Origin of the sequence: Gemmobacter sp. LW-1 (assembly GCF_001303875.1) — a bacterium.
GTDB classification, from domain to species: Bacteria; Pseudomonadota; Alphaproteobacteria; order Rhodobacterales; family Rhodobacteraceae; genus Gemmobacter; species Gemmobacter caeni.
The window spans coordinates 1-15,220 of the sequence record NZ_LJSC01000063.1 but is presented as its reverse complement, the minus strand read 5'-3'; the positions used below and the strand labels follow the sequence as shown (position 1 = coordinate 15,220).

The window sequence follows — 15,220 nt, the reverse complement described above, 5'->3', positions numbered from 1 at the left end:
AAGATGAGCAGCGATTACGTCATCGTCGGTGCGGGCTCCGCCGGTTGCGCCATGGCCTATCGTCTGGCTGAGGCCGGGCGCAGTGTCACCCTGATCGAATTCGGCGGCACCGACGCCGGGCCCTTCATCCAGATGCCTGCCGCGCTCAGCTATCCGATGAACATGGGCCTCTATGACTGGGGGTTCCAGACCGAACCCGAACCGCATCTGGGGGGGCGGGTGCTGGCCACCCCGCGCGGCAAGGTGATCGGCGGCTCGTCCTCGATCAACGGCATGGTCTATGTGCGCGGCCATGCGCGCGACTTCGATCACTGGGCGGAGCAGGGTGCTGCGGGCTGGTCCTATGCCGATGTGCTGCCCTATTTCAAACGCATGGAAAGCTGGCACGGCGATACCGGCGAGGCGGATTATCGCGGCAGCGATGGCCCTTTGCACATCACCCGAGGCCCGCGTGCGAATCCCCTGTTCAACGCCTTCATCGAGGCCGGCCGACAGGCAGGTTATCCGGTGACCGAAGACTACAACGGCCGCCAGCAGGAAGGTTTCGGCGCCATGGAGGCGACGATCTGGCGCGGGCGGCGCTGGTCGGCCGCCAACGCCTATCTGAAACCTGCGCTGAAAACCGGGCGGGTAAGGGTCGAAAAGGGCTTCGCCCGCCGTGTGGTGATCGAAAATGGCCGTGCCACCGGCGTCGAGGTGGAACAGAAGGGCGGGATCGTGGTGATACCGGCGGCGCGTGAGGTCATCCTCGCGGCTTCGTCGATCAATACGCCGAAACTGCTGCTGCTGTCCGGTGTCGGCCCCGCGGCCCATTTGCGCGAGCATGGCATCCATGTCTGGGCAGACCGGTCGGGTGTCGGCGCGAATTTGCAAGATCACCTTGAGCTATATTTGCAGTTTGCAGCCAGCCAGCCGGTGACCCTGTACAAATACTGGAACCTCTGGGGCAAGGCGCTGATCGGGGCGCAATGGTTGCTGACCGGACGGGGACTTGGTGCCTCGAACCAGTTCGAAAGCTGCGCTTTCATCCGCTCGAAGGCCGGGGTCGATTACCCGGATATCCAGTATCACTTCCTGCCCATCGCGGTACGCTACGACGGCAAGGCCGCGGCCGAGGGCCATGGCTTCCAGACCCATGTCGGCCCGATGCGCTCTGCCTCGCGCGGGGATGTCACGCTGCGGTCCTCCGATCCGCGTGTCGCGCCGCGCATCCGTTTCAACTACATGAGCCAGGAGTCGGATTGGGATGACTTCCGCCGCTGCATCCGGCTCACGCGCGAGATCATCGGTCAGCAGGCCTTCGCCCCCTATCTGAAATCGGAAATCCAGCCTGGTGCGGGCGTGCAGTCGGACGATGAACTGAACGCTTTCATCCGCGAACATGTTGAAAGTGCTTATCATCCTTGTGGGACTGCGCGGATGGGGGCCGCCAGCGATCCCGGCGCCGTGGTGGACCCGGAATGCCGTGTGATCGGGGTGGACGGCCTGCGCGTTGCCGACAGTTCGATCTTCCCGCGGGTGACCAACGGCAATCTCAACGGCCCGTCGATCATGACGGGCGAGAAGGCGGCGGATCATATTCTGGGCCGCGCGATGTTGCCGCCGTCGAACCTTGCGCCCTGGATCAACCCGGACTGGCAGCAGGCGCAGCGCTGAAAAGATGCCTGCCAGTTGCGCGATTTGATCCGGGTCAAGGTGGTGCCCCTCAGCGGCGGCTAGGATGTGGGGGTAACGTTGAAGGAGAGACAGACGCATGTCGAACACCCCCCACGAACTGGCCGAAGAGTTTCCGGCTGAAGCGGGCAAGATTTCGGCTCTGAAGGAGACCGATGCGCATTTCGCCCGGCTGGTGGACGAATATCACGAGGTCAACCGCGCCGTGCATCGTGCGGAAACCCGCGTCGAGGCGCTGTCGGAAGAACATGAGGCCGAGTTGCGCCGCAAGCGTGCCGCGCTGAAAGACCAGATCTGGCAGCGCCTCGCCGCGTAACGACCGGAAAAAAAGGCCCGGAATTTGCAAACTCCGGGCCTTTGCTTTGCAATAATCACTCAGCAATTTGGTAGGGTAGGACTCCGCGTTTGTCGGGGTCGACCTTCAACCGGCGCTCCAGCGGTGGGACGGAGCGCTGGTGACAGTCGCGCCGCTCGCAGATCCGGCAGGAAATGCCGATCGGCTCGAACCGGCCCCGGAGGTCCAGCCCGTCGGCATAGACCAGAGCATCAGCGTGTTGCACCTCGCATCCAAGGCCAATCGCGTAGCGGCGCACCGGCGCCTGGAAACTGCCCCCCGCCTTGCTGACATCGCGCGAGAGGCAGAAATAGCGCACGCCATCCGGTGTTTCCGCCAGCTGACGCAGAAACCGACCGGGTGTTTCAAAGGCGCGATGCACGTTCCACAGCGGGCAGGCCCCGCCGAAACGGGCGAATTGCAGACGTGTGGCCGAATGGCGTTTGGTGATCGTGCCCGCCTGATCGACCCGGACAAAGAAGAAAGGTATGCCTTTCGCACCCGGCCTTTGCAGGGTGGACAGGCGATGCGCCACCTGTTCGATGGAGGCGCCGAACAGGTCTGACAGGCGCTCAAGATCATGGCGGGTTTCCATGGCGGCCGCCTGGAAGGCACGGTAGGGCAGCAGCGCGGCCCCGGCAAAGTAGTTGGCAAGACCGATCTTGGCGATATCCCGCGCCTCCGGCGTGGCAAAGCGGGCCAGATCCAGCGTTGCTTCCAGCAGATCGTTCTGGGTGGTCAGCGCCACCTGGTAAAGCAGCTGAAACCGCTGGGTCGGCCCGGAGGCACGGCCCGAAATCTCCAGCCGCCGCCCGTTCGGATCGTAAACCCGAAGCGCCGTGCTGTCGGAAAAATGCAGCTCCACCCCCGCTTTGGTCAGCGTGTCGGTTGCGATGAAAAGCGGGTCTTTCCGGCTCCCCGAAGGCATGGCGTAATGTTCTGCCGCGCGGTCGATGGCATCGAGGTAGTTGTCGCAATAGTGAAAGAAATCACGGACTTCCTCCCATGGTGATGGGCGCAGTGCCGCATCCTCACGACCCAGAGCCTCGTCCAGCGAGGCGAGGCGTTCGTGGGTCTGACGATAGGCGCGATGCAGGTCCAGAAAGGCCCGCGCCAGCGCCGGGGCGTTGGACGCGGCCAGCCGCAGATCGGCCAGCGGCGGCGCGCCGCTCTGGAAAACCGGGTCGGCCAGTGCCTCGCGCATGTCCGACACGATCCGCTCTGCATCACCTGTGGTCAGTTCGGTGACGTCGAAGCCGAATTCCTGCACCAGCGACAAGACGACCGCAGCTGAAACCGGCCGGTGGTTGTTCTCCATCTGGTTCAGATAGGGCAGGGATACGCCCAGTTTGTCTGCAAAGACCTTTTGGGTGACACCGAGCCTGCCGCGCAGTTCGCGCAGCTTTACCCCGGCATAAAGCTTCTGGGTCGACATCAGGCCTCCGTTGCGGCGGGGTTGCTAATTGCAAACACTCGCCTTTGCAAAGCCTGTCGTCAAGCGGTCAGCCCGAAAGACCAAGGGCGCGGGCGCGCTGCATGACCCAGAGAATCGACAGCACCGATGCAACGGAGGAGGCAAGGATCAGCAGTACCAGGGGCAGTTCGCTGGAGCCGGGTTGCAGCAGGATACCGGCCAGTGCCGCGAGCCCCGCGCCCCCGCCGATGATGAAGGCCCCGCCAAGCCCCGACGCGGTGCCTGCCAGCTCGGGGCGCACTGAAAGGATGCCGGCATTGGCATTCGGCAGGCAGATGCCGTTCCCAAGCCCCATGAACAGGGTCAGCCCGAAGAAAAGGAAGGCAGTGGTCAGATCCAGCAGCGACAGGAGCGCCAGCACGGCGGAGGACAGCGTGGTCACCACCGTTCCCAGCAGAACCATGCGGTTCATCCCGATGCGCACCGAATACCGGCCCGCAAAGAAGTTGCCCCCCGCATATCCCAGCGCGGTGAGGGCGAACAACATGCCCACGCGCGAGGCGGAGAGGCCGAAAACCTCGGTACCGACGAAGGGGGCGCCGCCGAGATAGGCGAAGAAACAGCCCGAGGCAAAAGCCGCGGACAGGCAGTAACCCCAGAACCTCTGCGACCGCAGGAGGAGCGGATATTGCCGGGCCTGCTCGGTAAAGCTCATCCCTGAAGGGGTGGAGGTTTCGCCCAGATCGCGCCAGCACAGCAAGGTAACCGCGATGCCTGCCGCCAGCAGCAGGCCGAAATTGGCGTGCCAGCCGAAATATTCATCCAGCACACCGCCAATCACCGGGCCGATCATCGGCACGAGGCTCATCCCCATCGTCACATAGCCGATCATCGAGGCTGCCTCGGCATCGCTGACCATGTCGCGCACGATGGCCCGCGACAGCACCATGCCGGCGGCGACAACCGCCTGCGCCATACGGAAGATCAGGAAGGCCGTCGCATTAGGGGCCAGCAAGGTGCCGACCGTGGCCAAAAGGAACAGCAGAAGCGCCCCCAGCACCACGCGGCGGCGGCCATAACGGTCCGAAATCGGGCCGATGGCGATTTGCAGCACGGCAGAAAGCGCCAGATACAGCGCGACGGAAAGCTGCATCAACCCGTAAGACGTGCCAAACCACTCTGCCATGCCCGGAAGCGAGGGCAGGAAGATATTCATGGTCAGCGCAGAGACCCCGGCCAGCAGGGTCAGCGTGACGATCTTCGGCGGGGTCGTCGGATCGAGAAAGCGTGAGGGCGGTAGTTGCATATGCAAGGGCTACGCGCGCGCGGCGGCTCTGTCCATCGCAAGAATGCACAGGCCGCTGTGCGGCAGGCCGGTTACCAGCGGTGGAAGATGAAGAAGGCGCCGCCCGCAATCAGCGAAAAGCCGACAAAGTGGTTCCAGCTCAGCGGCTCTTTCAGGAACAGCGTCGAAAAGATGCCGAAGATCACAAGGGTAATGACCTCCTGGATCGTCTTCAGCTCGGCTGCGGAGAAATAGCCGTAGCCGATGCGGTTCGCTGGCACCATCAGCATGTATTCGAACAGGGCGATTCCCCAGGAGGTGAGGATCACAATGGGGATCGCCGCCTCTTTGAATTTCAGGTGGCCATACCAGGCGAAGGTCATGAAAACATTGGAGGCGACAAGCAATCCGATGGTAACAAGCGGAACGGGCAGGGCGGGCATGATGGCTCCGGACGGGTTGATCTGCGCGCGATCCTAATGCGGCCGGGCCAGAGTTGGTATCGCTAACGCCGGCCTGAGTTCTCAACTTGCTGCGAAGGGGGTGTGCGGGATCTGAACGGAATTTGCAATTTGCACAAATGGCCTTGCCAATAATTTGCAAATTTTCGCAATTTCGTTTCACGCGGCTGTCACGCAAGATTATGTTGCAGCCGATTCCCGGGGAGAGGACCGCCATGAAAGACATCCTGCAAGAGCTTGAAACCCGCCGTGACGCTGCGCGTGCCGGGGGTGGGGTGCGCCGGGTCGAGGCGCAGCATGCCAAGGGCAAGCTGACTGCGCGCGAACGGATTGAACTGCTGCTGGACGAAGGCTCGTTCGAGGAATTCGACATGTTCGTCCGCCACCGCTGCACCGATTTCGGCATGGAGGCAGACCGTCCGGCGGGCGATGGCGTGGTGACTGGCTGGGGTACGGTCAATGGCCGTCAGGTCTATGTCTTCAGCCAGGATTTCACGGTTTTCGGCGGATCGCTTTCGGAAACCCATGCGCAGAAGATCTGCAAGATCATGGATATGGCGGTGCAGAACGGCGCCCCTGTCATTGGTCTGAACGATTCCGGCGGCGCGCGCATCCAGGAGGGCGTGGCCTCGCTGGCGGGTTATGCCGAGGTGTTCCAGCGCAATATCATGGCCTCGGGTGTGGTGCCGCAGATCAGCGTCATCATGGGCCCCTGCGCCGGTGGCGCGGTCTACAGCCCTGCGATGACCGACTTCATCTTCATGGTGAAGGACACGTCCTACATGTTCGTGACCGGCCCCGATGTGGTGAAAACGGTCACCAACGAGGTGGTGACAGCCGAGGAACTGGGCGGAGCCTCGACCCATGCCCGGAAATCGGGCGTGGTTGATGGCGCGTTCGAAAATGATGTCGAGGCGCTGGCCGAGGTGCGGCGTCTGGTCGATTTCCTGCCGCTCAACAACCGGGAAAAGGCGCCGGTGCGCCCGTTCTTCGATGATCCGTCGCGGGTGGAAAACAGCCTTGATACGCTGATCCCTGACAATCCGAACCAGCCTTATGATATGAAAGAGCTGATCCAGAAAATCGCGGACGAGGGCGATTTTTACGAGATCCAGAAGGATTATGCGGCGAATATCATCACCGGCTTCGTGCGGATCGAAGGGCAGACCGTGGGTGTGGTCGCCAATCAGCCCATGGTGCTGGCAGGCTGTCTGGATATCGATTCCAGTCGCAAGGCCGCGCGTTTCGTGCGCTTCTGTGACGCCTTTGAAATTCCGATCCTGACCCTGGTCGACGTGCCGGGCTTCCTGCCGGGAACGGGCCAGGAATATGGTGGCGTCATCAAGCATGGTGCGAAACTGCTGTTCGCCTATGGCGAGGCGACGGTGCCAAAGGTCACGGTGATCACCCGCAAGGCCTATGGCGGCGCGTATGACGTGATGGCCTCGAAACACCTGCGCGGCGATTTCAACTATGCCTGGCCCACGGCGGAAATCGCGGTGATGGGCGCCAAGGGCGCGACCGAGATCCTCTATCGCAGCGAGCTGGGCGACAAGGAGAAGATCGCGGCGCGGACCAGGGATTACGAGGACCGTTTCGCCAATCCCTTCGTCGCGGCCGAGCGTGGTTTCATCGACGAGGTGATCATGCCGCATTCGACCCGTCGCCGCGTGGCCCGCGCCTTCGCCTCGCTGCGGGGCAAGAAGCTGGCAAACCCGTGGAAGAAGCACGATAATATCCCCCTGTAATCGCAAGCAGGGGGTGCCATGCAGCTTGATATCGACATAGGGGCCGAGGCTCAGCGACCGGAAATCCGGTCGCTGGACCTGACGGCATTCGGACCGCAGGATCTGCTCAACCTGATCCTGCAACGGTCTGAGGTGCTGTTTGACTGGCCTCAGCCCGGCCAGGTGATCAAGGCATGGAACGCCGGGGACGAGGCGCCCATTGCCGAGGCGGTAGAGAAGCTGGGCATCGAGATCGCCTATCGGGCGGCGGGCGTCATATTTGCAGAGTACACTTTGCTTGCGCCGGTTTTGCAAAAGCTGGCGCCGAAGCGCTTTGCCGATATCGGCTGCGGCTATGCGCTGTTCGATCTGTTTCTGGCGCGCGAGACCGGCTGTGACCTGCTGCTGATCGACCTGGAAAGCAACGAGCGGCGGCACTTCGGCTTTGCAAAGGACGGGGCCGCCTATTCCAGTCTTGCGACCGCACGGGCGATGTTGCTTGCAAACGGCATCGCGGCCGGGCGGATCGAGTTGCTGAACCCGCGCGACCGCGCGCCGGAAGAGGCGGGGCCGGTCGATTGTGCGGCCTCCTTCCTGTCCTGCGGCTTCCATTATCCGCTGGACCCCTATCTGCCCTTCCTGGACAAGGCGCTTGCCCCGGGTGGTGCGGCGCTGTTCGACCTGCGCGCCGGTCGCGCCGAGACGCAGCTTGCAAAGCTTCGGTCGCGCGGCGCGGTCGAGGTGCTGTCGGAGCAGCCGAAGTATCTGCGGGTGATGATGCGCAAGGGGGTGGGGCATGACGCTGCCTGACCAGACCCCCGATCCCATGCAGGAACCGGGCGAGGTGGTCCTGGTCGGGGATGCCAACCCCGTTGCCGTGCCTTCCGGCCAGCCGGTCACGCTGCTGGATGTGATCTGGAACGAGACCGGGCCCGACGGCCTGACCCTGCGGTTCCGCTTTCTGGCGCCGCAGATCGCGCGCCTGGGTGGCAGTGTCGATGTCGATACGGCGACCGCTGATATCCACGCGCTGTGCGAAAGTTTTGCACTGCCGCGGATCAGCGATTTTGGGCCGGTGCCGCAACAGGTCATCATCTCGCTGTCGGATACGGCGGTGCCTTTCGGCGAAAGTGCGCCGGAAGCCACGCAATTCTTCGAAGCCTTCGCCATTCGCGACGGGGCCTGCATCTGGGAGATGTTCTGATGTATCCACAACATCTTGCGGTATGTTCTTCATCCACTGCCCGGAATGATGTAGCCCGGACACAGCAGCCCGCTTTCGCCGGGCGCGGATGTCCTGTCTTGCGGGAAAGGGTTATGATTGCGGGGAAACGCGCATCAGCGTTTCCAACCCTGTATCGGGGGGCCGCTGCGGATTTCTCTGTCGCGGTCGTCCCGCAAGAATGGAGAAGAGAATGTCGAGCACTGCCCGTATCGCCTTCGCGCTTTGCACTGTCGCCTTCGTCGCGGCCTGCGCTGGCAAGCAAGAAGAAGTCGTCTATTCGGCTGAGCCTCAGCTCACCACCGAGCCGGTCTACACCGGCAAGTACAAGTAAGACCCCGGCGCGGGGCGGGCTGCGGTCCGCCCCCTTCGGCGCCTCCGGTCTGGGAGGCGCAACATGCTGAAACATCGTGGTTTCCCCGGTCGCATGACCGGGACGGACTTCCAGTTCACAATCCGCCGCGCCAACATGAAGGAAGGCGCGACCAAAATCATCCGGCGTGAGCGGTTCAAGGACCGCAAGAACCTTGACCGGGCGGCGGACAGCGCCTTCATGGCGGCCCTCTGGGCCTATTTCGGCGAAGAACCCTTCGAACGTGGCAATCTGGACGCTGGCCGCCTGAGCTGGCTGTTCGGGCGCGAGGTGGTTCCTGCCGAAGACCCCTTCGATCCCTCCTCCTATGACGCCTTGCTGCGGATCGACGTGCAGCGTGCCCAGGCCTCTTTCCCCGAGATCTTTGCCCCCGAGGCAGAGCCCTATGATCTCGACGACTGGGACGAAGAGGACGATTGAGCATGATTTCGCGCAACCCCATGGTTTTCCGGCAAATCTCCGCGCAAGCGGAGGTGGAGGGCGCTTTTGCCTTTGCCTGTGGCCATGGGCTGCCGCATCTTCTGCCTGCCGATGTGGCTGTCCCCGGCCATGTCGGCATCCGGGCCTTGCGCCAGGAGTGTGACCCTTCCCCATCTCGGCCGTCCGTTCCCGCGCGGGGCGGGCGGTCTCTTTTTGTCGCAGGACATCGGCAAGGCTTTGCCTGCGGCGCGGCTGTTCGCGCATTTCCCGACTGGTCGCCGTTCACGGTTGCGCTAGACTTACTCCATAACGAGACCGCTCATGGAGGCCGAGCAAAATGCGTATCACTTCCCTTCTCGCCAGCGGCGCGCTGGTTCTTGTCGTCGCGGGCTGCGTGCAGTCGCAGCCGTCGAATGGCTACTACGGCCAGCCGTCCAACCCGCTGCAAACCCAGGGCGGCCGCGCCGTCGCAGGCGCAGTCGTCGGTGCCGCCATTGCCGATGCGACCGATGAAAACATGGTTGCCGGGGCTGCGCTTGGCGCGCTGGCCGGTGGCGCATCCTGCGGCGTTGCCGGGCTGCCGGCCTGCTACTGATCTGACTGCCGCTTTCGCGGCGTCTGAACCTGTCACCAGGGCCAGTCGGGGTATCCCCCGGCTGGCCCTTCTTTTTTGAGCTGCCGCGCACGCTGGCCCGCGTGCCGTTGAGGGAAGGAAGCCGAATGTTCAAGAAGATCCTGATCGCCAACCGGGGCGAGATCGCCTGCCGCGTGATCAAGACCGCCCGCAAGATGGGTATTAAGACGGTTGCCGTCTATTCGGACGCCGACCGCAACGCACTGCATGTCAAGATGGCCGACGAGGCGGTGCATATCGGCCCGCCGCCCGCCAACCAGTCTTACATTGTGATCGACAAGATCATGGACGCCATTCGCCAGACCGGGGCCGAGGCGGTGCATCCGGGCTATGGCTTCCTGTCCGAACGCATGGATTTCGCCGCGGCGCTGGAAGCCGAGGGCGTGATCTTCGTTGGCCCGCCGAGCCCGGCCATCGAGGCGATGGGCGACAAGATCACCTCGAAGAAGATCGCCATGGAGGCGGGCGTGAACACCGTTCCGGGGTACATGGGCCTGATCGCCGATCCCGACGAGGCGGTGAAGATTTCCAGCGAGATCGGCTATCCGGTGATGATCAAGGCCAGCGCGGGCGGCGGTGGCAAGGGCATGCGCATCGCGTGGAATGATCAGGAAGCGCGCGAAGGCTTCGAGTCCTCGAAGAATGAGGCGGCCAACAGCTTTGGCGACGACCGTATCTTCATCGAGAAATTCGTGACCCAGCCGCGCCACATCGAAATTCAGGTGCTGGCCGACAAGCATGGCAATGCGGTCTACCTGCACGAACGCGAATGCTCGATCCAGCGGCGGAACCAGAAGGTGATTGAGGAAGCGCCGTCGCCTTTCCTTGATGAGGCCACCCGCAAGGCCATGGGCGAACAGGCGGTCGCGCTGGCGAAGGCCGTGGGCTATACCAGCGCGGGCACCGTCGAGTTCATCGTGGACGGCAACCGCAACTTCTATTTCCTCGAGATGAACACCCGCCTTCAGGTGGAACATCCGGTGACGGAACTGATCACCGGGGTCGATCTGGTGGAACAGATGATCCGCGTCGCGAATGGCGAGCCGCTGCCGTTCAGGCAGGAAGATCTGAAGATCAACGGCTGGGCGATGGAAAGCCGCCTCTATGCCGAAGATCCCTATCGCAACTTCCTGCCCTCCATCGGGCGGCTGACCCGCTACCGTCCGCCGGTTGAGGGTGAAACCGCGCGCGGCGGCATCGTGCGCAATGATACCGGCGTCTTTGAAGGCGGCGAGATCAGCATGTATTACGACCCGATGATCGCCAAGCTCTGTTCCTGGGGGCCAACGCGCGAGGCCGCCATCGAGGAAATGCGGCTGGCACTGGACACGTTCGAGGTGGAAGGCATCGGCCATAACCTGCCGTTCTGCTCGGCGGTGATGGATCACCCGCGCTTCACCAGCGGCAATATCACCACCGCTTTCATCGCCGAGGAATATCCCGAAGGTTTCAACGGGGTGACGCTGGATGAGGCCATGCTGCGCCGTGTCGTGGCGGCGACGGCGGCGATGAACCGCGTGGCCGAGATTCGCCGCACCAAGATTTCCGGCACGATGGACAACCACGAACGCCGCGTCGGTGACGACTGGGTGGTCAGCCTGCAAGGCACGGCTTTCCCGGTGCAGATCGCGGCTGACAAGGCCGGTTCGACCGTGACCTTCGAGGATGGCCATGCCATGCGTGTCGAAAGCGACTGGACGCCGGGGCAGCCGCTGGCCCGCCTGACGGTCGAGGGCGCGCCGCTGGTGCTGAAGGTCGGCAAGATCCCGATGGGCTTCCGCATCCGGGTGCGCGGTGCCGATCTGAAAGTCCATGTGCGCAGCCCGCGCCAGCACGATCTGGCCTTGCTGATGCCGGAAAAACTGCCGCCGGATACCTCGAAATTCCTGCTGTGCCCGATGCCGGGTCTGGTGGTGAAGATCAGCGTCGAGGAAGGCCAGGAAGTGCAGGAAGGGCAGGCGCTGGCCACGGTCGAGGCGATGAAGATGGAAAACATCCTCAAGGCCGAACGCCGGGGCGTGGTGAAGAAGATCAATGCCGCCGCCGGGGCCAGCCTCAAGGTCGATGATGTGATCATGGAGTTCGAATAAGGTGGCGCGCGGCGTCATGGCATACCGGCTTCGGGCTGGAATTGAGTTCCCATTTTGTTCTATAGTGGGGCCTCAACTCCTGTCCGGGTCGTCCTGCCATGACGCTGCGCGTTTCTACCCTGTTCTTCGACATGAACAGTTTCTACGCCTCGGTCGCGCAGGCCGAGGAGCCGGCGCTGATGGGGCGCCCGGTGGGTGTTCTGACGACGGATGCGCCGGGCGCGGCCTGTATCGCGGCCAGCATCGACGCCAAGCGCCGGGGCGTCGGCATGGGCACACGGCAGGACGAGGCGCGCAGGCTTTGCCCCGGCATCGTCTTTCGCCCGGTGAAGCACGATGTCTGCGTGCGGTATCACCATGCCATCCTGCAAGCGGTGGAAACGGTGCTGCCGATCCATCGGGTCTGGTCGATCGACGAATGTTCGTGCCTTCTGACAGGCTCGCAGCAGGAACTGTCGCGGGCCATGCAGATCGGGCGCGATCTGCAACAGGCGGTGCTGGATCGGGTCAGCCCGGCGCTGCGCTGCTCTGTCGGGTTGGCGCCGACGCGATTGCTGGCGAAACTGGCCGCCGGGCTGGAAAAGCCGGGCGGGTTGCACTGGCTGTTGCCGCATGTGCTGCCCGACCGGCTGGCGCATCTGGCGCTGGACGATCTGCCGGGCGTGTCCTGGCGGATGAAGGCGCGGCTGGAGGCGGCAGGGATCACGGATGTGCCTGCACTTTACCATCTGGACCCGAAGCGCGCACGGGCGATCTGGGGCAATGTGGCGGGCGAACGGTTGCTGCGCGAATTGCGCGGCGAAACCGTGGTCTGGCCGGAAACCCATCGCGGCATGATCGGCCATGGCCAGGTGCTGACTGCGGGCAACAAGACGCCCGAGGGCGCGCGTCTGGTGGCGCGGCGCCTGCTGGTGAAGGCTGCGGCGCGGCTGAGGCGCGAAGGCTTCCATGCCCGCAGCCTGCATCTGAGCGTGAAATGCGCCGAGGCGGGCTATATCGGCCATGGCGGCGACATCCGCGCGACGCAGGATACTTTTTTCCTGCTGGAGGTACTGGGTCGCTACTGGACAGCGCTGCCACCACACCGGCCGCTGTCGGTTTCGGTCACGCTGGGCGGTCTGGTGCCGGATGCCGGGGTTTCGGCGGATCTGTTCGCCCCGGCGCAGGACCGGCGCGCGCTTTGCGCGGTGGTGGATCGTCTGAACCAGCGCTTCGGGCAGGATACCGTGCGCTATGGCCAGCTGCCGCCGCACCATGTGCCCTATACCGGCGCCAAGATCGCCTTCGGGCGCATCCCCACCGCCGAGGATTTTCTGGAATAGGCGCTGGCCCTGACCGGCAGCCATTTTGCATCGGTGCGTTCGCACGCGCCGCAACTCCCTGTGCCGGTGCCCATCCGGCAGAAGCCAAGGACGAGAGCCATGACTGACCCGATCGAAACCTGGCGCAAGGTCGCCGAGAAGGAACTCAAGGGCAAAAGCCCGGACAGCCTGAACTGGCAGACGCTGGAAGGTATTACCGTCAAGCCGCTTTACACGGCGGAAGACACGGCAAACCTGCCGCATATGGGCACGCTGCCGGGCAGCGCCCCCTTCACCCGCGGCGTGCGGGCGACGATGTATGCCGGCCGGCCCTGGACGATCCGGCAATATGCCGGGTTTTCGACCGCCGAGGAATCGAATGCCTTCTACCGCAAGGCGCTGGCCGCCGGGCAGCAGGGCGTCTCGGTCGCCTTCGACCTCGCCACCCATCGCGGCTATGACAGCGATCACCCGCGCGTGGTGGGCGATGTGGGCAAGGCGGGCGTGGCCATCGACTCGGTCGAGGACATGAAGATCCTGTTCAATGGCATCCCGCTGGAAAAGATCAGCGTTTCCATGACGATGAACGGCGCGGTCATCCCGATCCTCGCCAATTTCATCGTGACGGGCGAGGAACAGGGCGTGGACCGCAGCCTGCTGTCGGGCACGATCCAGAACGATATCCTGAAAGAGTTCATGGTTCGGAACACCTATGTCTATCCGCCCGAACCCTCGATGCGGATCATCGCCGACATCATCGAATACACGTCGAAAGAGATGCCGAAGTTCAACTCCATCTCGATCTCCGGCTATCACATGCAGGAGGCGGGCGCGAACCTCGTGCAGGAACTGGCCTATACGCTGGCCGACGGGCGCGAATATGTGCGCGCGGCGCTGGCGCGGGGCATGAATGTCGATGATTTCGCCGGGCGGCTGTCGTTCTTCTTTGCCATCGGCATGAATTTCTTCATGGAGGCCGCGAAGCTGCGCGCCGCGCGTCTGCTGTGGCACCGCATCATGGCGGAATTCGAGCCGAAGAAATCGGGTAGCCTGATGCTGCGCACCCATTGTCAGACCTCGGGCGTGTCCTTGCAGGAGCAAGACCCCTACAACAACGTCATCCGCACGGCCTATGAGGCGATGGCGGCGGCGCTGGGGGGGACACAGTCGCTCCATACCAATGCGCTGGACGAGGCGATTGCCCTGCCGACCGAATTTTCTGCCCGCATCGCGCGGAATACCCAGCTGATCCTGCAGGAGGAAACCGGCATCACCCATGTCGTCGATCCGCTGGCGGGATCTTACTATGTCGAAAGCCTGACGGCAGAACTGGCGGAAAAAGCCTGGGCGCTGATCGAGGAAGTCGAGGCGATGGGCGGCATGACCAAGGCCGTGGCTTCGGGCATGCCCAAGCTGCGCATCGAGGAATCGGCGGCGCGGCGTCAGGCCATGATCGACCGGGGCGAAGAGGTGATAGTTGGCGTCAACAAGTACCGCAAGGACAAGGAAGAGCCGATCGACATTCTCGACATCGACAATATCGCGGTGCGCGAGGCGCAGATCGCACGGCTGAAAGCCACCCGCGCTGCGCGGGACGAGGCGAAGGCACAGGCCGCGCTGGCCGAGCTTGGCCGCCGCGCCGCCGAGGGCGGAAACCTTCTGGAAGCCGCGGTCGAGGCCGCCCGCGCCCGTGCATCGGTAGGGGAGATCAGCGACGCCATGGAAAAAGTATTCGGCCGCCACCGCGCGGAAGTGAAGACCCTCGCCGGGGTTTACGGCGCCGCCTATGAGGGCGACGACGGCTTTGCCCAGATCCAGAAGGATGTTGACGCCTTCGCCGAGGCCGAGGGCCGCCGCCCGCGCATGCTGGTGGTGAAGATGGGGCAGGACGGTCACGACCGGGGCGCCAAGGTCATTGCCACCGCCTTTGCCGATATCGGCTTTGACGTTGATGTGGGGCCGCTGTTCCAGACCCCGGAAGAGGCGGCGCAGGATGCAGTGGACAATGACGTGCATATCGTCGGCATCTCCAGCCAGGCGGCGGGCCACAAGACGCTGGCACCGAAGCTGGTCGAGGCGCTGAAGGCCAAGGGTGCGGGCGACATCATCGTGATCTGCGGCGGCGTCATTCCGCAGCAGGACTATGATTTCCTGTACAAGAGCGGCGTGAAGGCGATCTTTGGTCCTGGCACCAACATCCCCAACGCGGCGCGCGATATCCTGAAGCTGATCGGTGAAGCGCGCGGCTGATACGAGGGGAGGGGGGCTGTCTGCCCCCCTCTTGG

14 protein-coding genes are annotated in these 15,220 nt (G+C 63.5%); 11 read left to right on the top strand and 3 right to left on the bottom strand.

Annotation, left to right across the window (positions count from 1 at the left end; all coding sequences use genetic code 11):
• Window positions 1-3: 3 nt before the first annotated feature.
• On the top strand, window positions 4-1,656 hold the full coding sequence (betA, locus tag AO684_RS20070) for a choline dehydrogenase (RefSeq protein ID WP_054304515.1): 1,653 nt from the start codon (window positions 4-6) through the stop codon (window positions 1,654-1,656).
• Between the two features lie 97 nt (window positions 1,657-1,753).
• Complete coding sequence (locus AO684_RS20065) at window positions 1,754-1,990, top strand: YdcH family protein (protein ID WP_054304514.1); 237 nt, start codon at window positions 1,754-1,756, stop codon at window positions 1,988-1,990.
• A gap of 55 nt (window positions 1,991-2,045) precedes the next feature.
• Here AO684_RS20065 and AO684_RS20060 read toward each other — a convergent pair whose 3' ends face one another.
• The 3 genes from AO684_RS20060 to AO684_RS20050 all read right to left on the bottom strand — a co-directional run bounded on the left by AO684_RS20060 (window position 2,046) and on the right by AO684_RS20050 (window position 5,150).
• Window positions 2,046-3,443, bottom strand: a complete 1,398-nt coding sequence (locus AO684_RS20060) for a short-chain fatty acyl-CoA regulator family protein (RefSeq protein WP_054304513.1) — start codon at window positions 3,441-3,443, stop codon at window positions 2,046-2,048.
• 67 nt (window positions 3,444-3,510) lie between these two features.
• Complete coding sequence (locus AO684_RS20055) at window positions 3,511-4,728, bottom strand: multidrug effflux MFS transporter (protein ID WP_054304512.1); 1,218 nt, start codon at window positions 4,726-4,728, stop codon at window positions 3,511-3,513.
• 71 nt (window positions 4,729-4,799) lie between these two features.
• Window positions 4,800-5,150, bottom strand: coding sequence for a DMT family protein (locus tag AO684_RS20050; protein WP_054304511.1), 351 nt, complete (start codon window positions 5,148-5,150; stop codon window positions 4,800-4,802).
• A 233-nt stretch (window positions 5,151-5,383) separates the two neighbouring features.
• On the opposite strand from AO684_RS20050, the gene AO684_RS20045 reads away from it, so the two are divergent.
• The 9 genes from AO684_RS20045 (at window position 5,384) to scpA (ending at window position 15,185) form a co-directional block, all read left to right on the top strand.
• Window positions 5,384-6,916 (top strand): acyl-CoA carboxylase subunit beta, encoded by a 1,533-nt coding sequence (locus tag AO684_RS20045; RefSeq protein WP_054304510.1) that lies wholly within the window; start codon window positions 5,384-5,386, stop codon window positions 6,914-6,916.
• Window positions 6,917-6,934: 18 nt separating this feature from the next.
• Window positions 6,935-7,705 carry a hypothetical protein gene (locus AO684_RS21910; RefSeq protein ID WP_054304509.1) on the top strand — a complete coding sequence of 257 codons (771 nt, stop codon included), beginning with the start codon at window positions 6,935-6,937 and terminating at the stop codon, window positions 7,703-7,705.
• A complete protein-coding gene (locus tag AO684_RS20035; protein ID WP_229825263.1) occupies window positions 7,692-8,099 on the top strand; it encodes a DUF6497 family protein in 408 nt (135 codons plus the stop codon). Before AO684_RS21910 ends, AO684_RS20035 begins: the two co-directional genes overlap by 14 nt.
• A gap of 211 nt (window positions 8,100-8,310) precedes the next feature.
• On the top strand, window positions 8,311-8,451 hold the full coding sequence (locus AO684_RS22100; protein WP_170120522.1) for a hypothetical protein: 141 nt from the start codon (window positions 8,311-8,313) through the stop codon (window positions 8,449-8,451).
• Window positions 8,452-8,514: 63 nt separating this feature from the next.
• The gene (locus tag AO684_RS20030) at window positions 8,515-8,910 is read left to right on the top strand and encodes a hypothetical protein (protein ID WP_054304508.1); all 396 of its coding nucleotides are present in this window, start codon (window positions 8,515-8,517) and stop codon (window positions 8,908-8,910) included.
• A 337-nt stretch (window positions 8,911-9,247) separates the two neighbouring features.
• Window positions 9,248-9,505, top strand: a complete 258-nt coding sequence (locus tag AO684_RS20025) for a hypothetical protein (RefSeq protein WP_054304507.1) — start codon at window positions 9,248-9,250, stop codon at window positions 9,503-9,505.
• A 125-nt stretch (window positions 9,506-9,630) separates the two neighbouring features.
• A complete protein-coding gene (locus tag AO684_RS20020) occupies window positions 9,631-11,634 on the top strand; it encodes an acetyl/propionyl/methylcrotonyl-CoA carboxylase subunit alpha (RefSeq protein WP_054304506.1) in 2,004 nt (667 codons plus the stop codon).
• Window positions 11,635-11,732: 98 nt separating this feature from the next.
• Complete coding sequence (locus tag AO684_RS20015) at window positions 11,733-12,956, top strand: hypothetical protein (RefSeq protein WP_054304505.1); 1,224 nt, start codon at window positions 11,733-11,735, stop codon at window positions 12,954-12,956.
• 99 nt (window positions 12,957-13,055) lie between these two features.
• Window positions 13,056-15,185, top strand: coding sequence for a methylmalonyl-CoA mutase (gene scpA / locus AO684_RS20010; RefSeq protein WP_054304504.1), 2,130 nt, complete (start codon window positions 13,056-13,058; stop codon window positions 15,183-15,185).
• Window positions 15,186-15,220: the final 35 nt, after the last annotated feature.